Consider the following 3,161-nt stretch of genomic DNA (forward strand, 5'->3'; position numbering starts at 1 on the left):
GCCGGTCAAAGGTAATTAGTTCAAACGGGTCGTGTTGAGGCGATAACTTCACGCCTGTCTCACCGCAGCCAGCAACGGGACACTGATTCGAAGTATTCATTTCCATAATTCCTCTCTCTTGCAGGTACTTCGTGAATTGTCAGCGATGGAACATTTCATCGTCCGGCGCTCTCTCGTGTCGCATTTGGTCATTCCACATCCAGTTGGACTATCCCGGCGGCGATCATCACCAGGACGAGTCCGACGCCGAGCATGATTAAGGGAGCGTGTTCACGGTTCCAGAAGCGTGGTTCGCGTTTTGGTGACATCGGGGGCACCTCACTGTTCGGGGCTTGCCCGGCGGATCTACTGGTCACGCCGCCGGACGTGGAGGCCGCGGTTTCAGAGGTACAGGCTTGCGTCGACAGCAGCCTGTCTGGGGGACTGGAGGGAGTAGGTGCTTGCGCAAAGTGATCATTGAGCCTCACATCTTTAGTCGGTATAAGTGCCGGTCCTCTTTCGGCTAAAGGTCTCGCCGCTCGCCACCGACGCTCCGGTAAGTCGCGGTCGCCGTCGCGTTCGCGGCTACTCCGGTTCGAACAATGGTGGGCTCGCCGACTGTGTCCTCCGTATGGATCGCCTGAGGAATTTCTGTGCGGAACGGTTAGAGGTCCCCGGGTGTGCACGGAGCGGGAAGCTGTCGTATTTGGCGACACACCGCCCTGACGGCGCTTGGCCCAGTCCTCGTTGTCCCGTCGTTGTTGTTCCAGGGTGTTTCTTGCGCTGCAGCCGCCGGTGACCTAGCTAAACCGAAGCGACCATGAGACCCAGCACATCGGCGAAGCCGAGGATGGCGGCCCACAGCAGAACTCGTCCAAATGAGTAGAACAGCTCGCCGAAATCAGCCAACTCCAGTGCCTCGGACGGTTAAGTACCCGACATACAATCGAGGACATCCTCCGATATCTTTGGGCGGCTGCGGTAAGGGATCAGCGGACCCTTACCGCCCACCCTCGGGTCACAACCACTGTCTGAACCATGACCGACAGCTTCACGGCGATGGTCCCTGCGGCAGGGCGGTCGGCGTTGTCGAGCACATTCCGAAAGGCCTGACTCAGCCGGGCCGGATCTCCTGTAATCCTGGCCGGAACCAGGTCAGCGACGATGCGGTGCTTGCTTGTGGCGTTCACCCTGCGCAATTCACTGGCCATAACATCGTCGAGGTCAACATCCTCACGGCGGACGGCCAGTCCTTTGTCGTCGGCCTTGGACAAGGTTAGGAGGTCTTCCACGAGGTCCTGCAACCGTTGCGTCTCTTCGACAAGGATCGGGGCTGCATGCCCCGCCATGTCTTTCCGGAGGCGTCAGCGATGGAGATGTCCAAGCCTGTGCGGATTGTCGTGAGCGGGCTCCGCAGTTCGTGGCTGGCATTGGAGACGAACTGGCGTTGCCTTTGATCGGCTGTTTCGATCCGGTCCAGCATGGAGTTCATTGTAGCGGCCAAGGCCTGCAGCTCGTCGCCCGTCCGGGGGACGTCGACCCGCTCGCTTAACCTTCCAGCGTCTATGTGGCTGACTTGTGTACGGATCGTGTCCACCTGGCGCAGTGAACGCCCGACGAGGAAATGCACGGACAGGCCCACCACGGCCAGCAGTATCGGCATGGCAATCAGTAAGAATCCGGTGACAATCCGGACCGTGTCTGATTGGGGCTGAATGGTCCGGCCAGCCAGAACCCAGTACTTGCTGCCTTCGTCTTCGACGCCCAACACCACAAGGTAGCGCTCGTCGGCGTCCCCTAGGAGTCCTGGCGCCGATACGTTTTCGGTCGCGATCTGCTCCGCAGCCGGTCTGAGAGAACTCAGCTGAGCCTCCAATAGCCTGGGCTCCTACGCCGCGATAACAGTTCCCCTCCTATCGAGGATTTGCACCAAGGGGACTTTAGTTACGGTGCCGGCGACCGCCCGGTTGGCCTCTTCGGCATGGTCATTTTGAGTCAGGACCGCTACGTCCTGGACCTTGGACCGTAGCAGGCTGTCAGTACTGGAGACGAGCGCCGACTCCAGTGTCTGAAGCAGCAGCAACCCTCCGGTCAGCATGGCGACGGCGACGACGGCCATGGCCGCGACAGTGGACTGCCATCGGAGTCCACGCCGCACGCCACGCTTTCGCCGTGGTTGCTTCAGTCCCCTCCCCGGAAGCGCAGCGGCGGGCGACGGATTCGGTTGAACCATAGTCCAAGGAGTCTCAGGTTCCTCTCAGGAGCCCGGCCGCATTATGGAAGGGAACTGGATGTGGAATGACCAAATGCGACACGAGAGAGCGCCGGACGATGAAATGTTCAGGCAATTGGGCAGACCGAATGTTGATGAATGTGGTGTACGGCGGGTTACCCCCGCCTCTGTCGTCAACTATTTTTCTGATCGCTTGTTCTCCGTCCGGGCGCTTCGGACGAATTGGGTGAATGCAGGGTTGTTTCCATTGGAATTCACATCTTTTGCGTATCTAACTGCGAATAGAACGAACCAGGGCGTGTAGGTCCTCGTGGGATTGCGAGAAATCATGAGCGCAAAGTGGGGTTTTGCCGCGATCGTGGTTAGTTTTGCGTAATGACAGTGAGCTGCGCGGTGGTGTACATCCTGGTGATTTCATAGTCCTGGCCGTTTCTTCTTCAAGGTGGCGGCTACACGCTGTTGGCATCTGGCCGGGTGGTTGGCCACATGACTGGTTTCGGTCAGAGGGTCGGGTGCGGCAGCGGAACCCACACGTGAGACCCGGCGGCCAACTCCCGCTCCAGACGTGACGACCCCATGCGGCCAGGCACCCGCTGGGGCTACGTCTTTGGTGATCGTGCCGTCGCCTCGGCGATGATCGACCGCCGCATCGTCCACCACGCCAAACGTCATCACCCTCAAAGGCTCCAGCTACCGCCCCAAACACATGACGGCGCTGGCCTCGAAAAGACTGGAAATTACGGCAGAATAACCAGTGCTAAAGTGCTCACTTTTCAGCCCGCAAAATGGCTCACTTTCGACCATCGCTGACAATTCACGAAGTACCTGCAAGAGAGAGGAATTATGGAAATGAATACTTCGAATCAGTGTCCCGTTGCTGGCTGCGGTGAGACAGGCGTGAAGTTATCGCCTCAACACGACCCGTTTGAACTAATTACCTTTGACCGGC

The 3,161-nt window shown here is 58.9% G+C and carries 3 protein-coding genes; all 3 read right to left on the reverse strand.

What is annotated here, in order from left to right:
- Positions 1 to 968 precede the first annotated feature (968 nt).
- From AC1DF4_RS19060 to AC1DF4_RS19070, 3 genes are read right to left on the reverse strand one after another with little or no spacing between them, the layout of a single operon-like run.
- Positions 969 to 1,253: a histidine kinase gene (locus AC1DF4_RS19060; RefSeq protein ID WP_476914341.1), complete on the reverse strand. Its 285-nt coding sequence runs from the start codon at positions 1,251 to 1,253 to the stop codon at positions 969 to 971.
- 2 nt (positions 1,254 to 1,255) lie between these two features.
- Complete coding sequence (locus AC1DF4_RS19065; protein WP_476914342.1) at positions 1,256 to 1,855, reverse strand: HAMP domain-containing protein; 600 nt, start codon at positions 1,853 to 1,855, stop codon at positions 1,256 to 1,258.
- Positions 1,856 to 1,867: 12 nt separating this feature from the next.
- A complete protein-coding gene (locus AC1DF4_RS19070; protein WP_476914343.1) occupies positions 1,868 to 2,137 on the reverse strand; it encodes a hypothetical protein in 270 nt (89 codons plus the stop codon).
- Positions 2,138 to 3,161 lie beyond the last annotated feature (1,024 nt).

The organism is Arthrobacter sp. 05N429 (assembly GCF_056397045.1).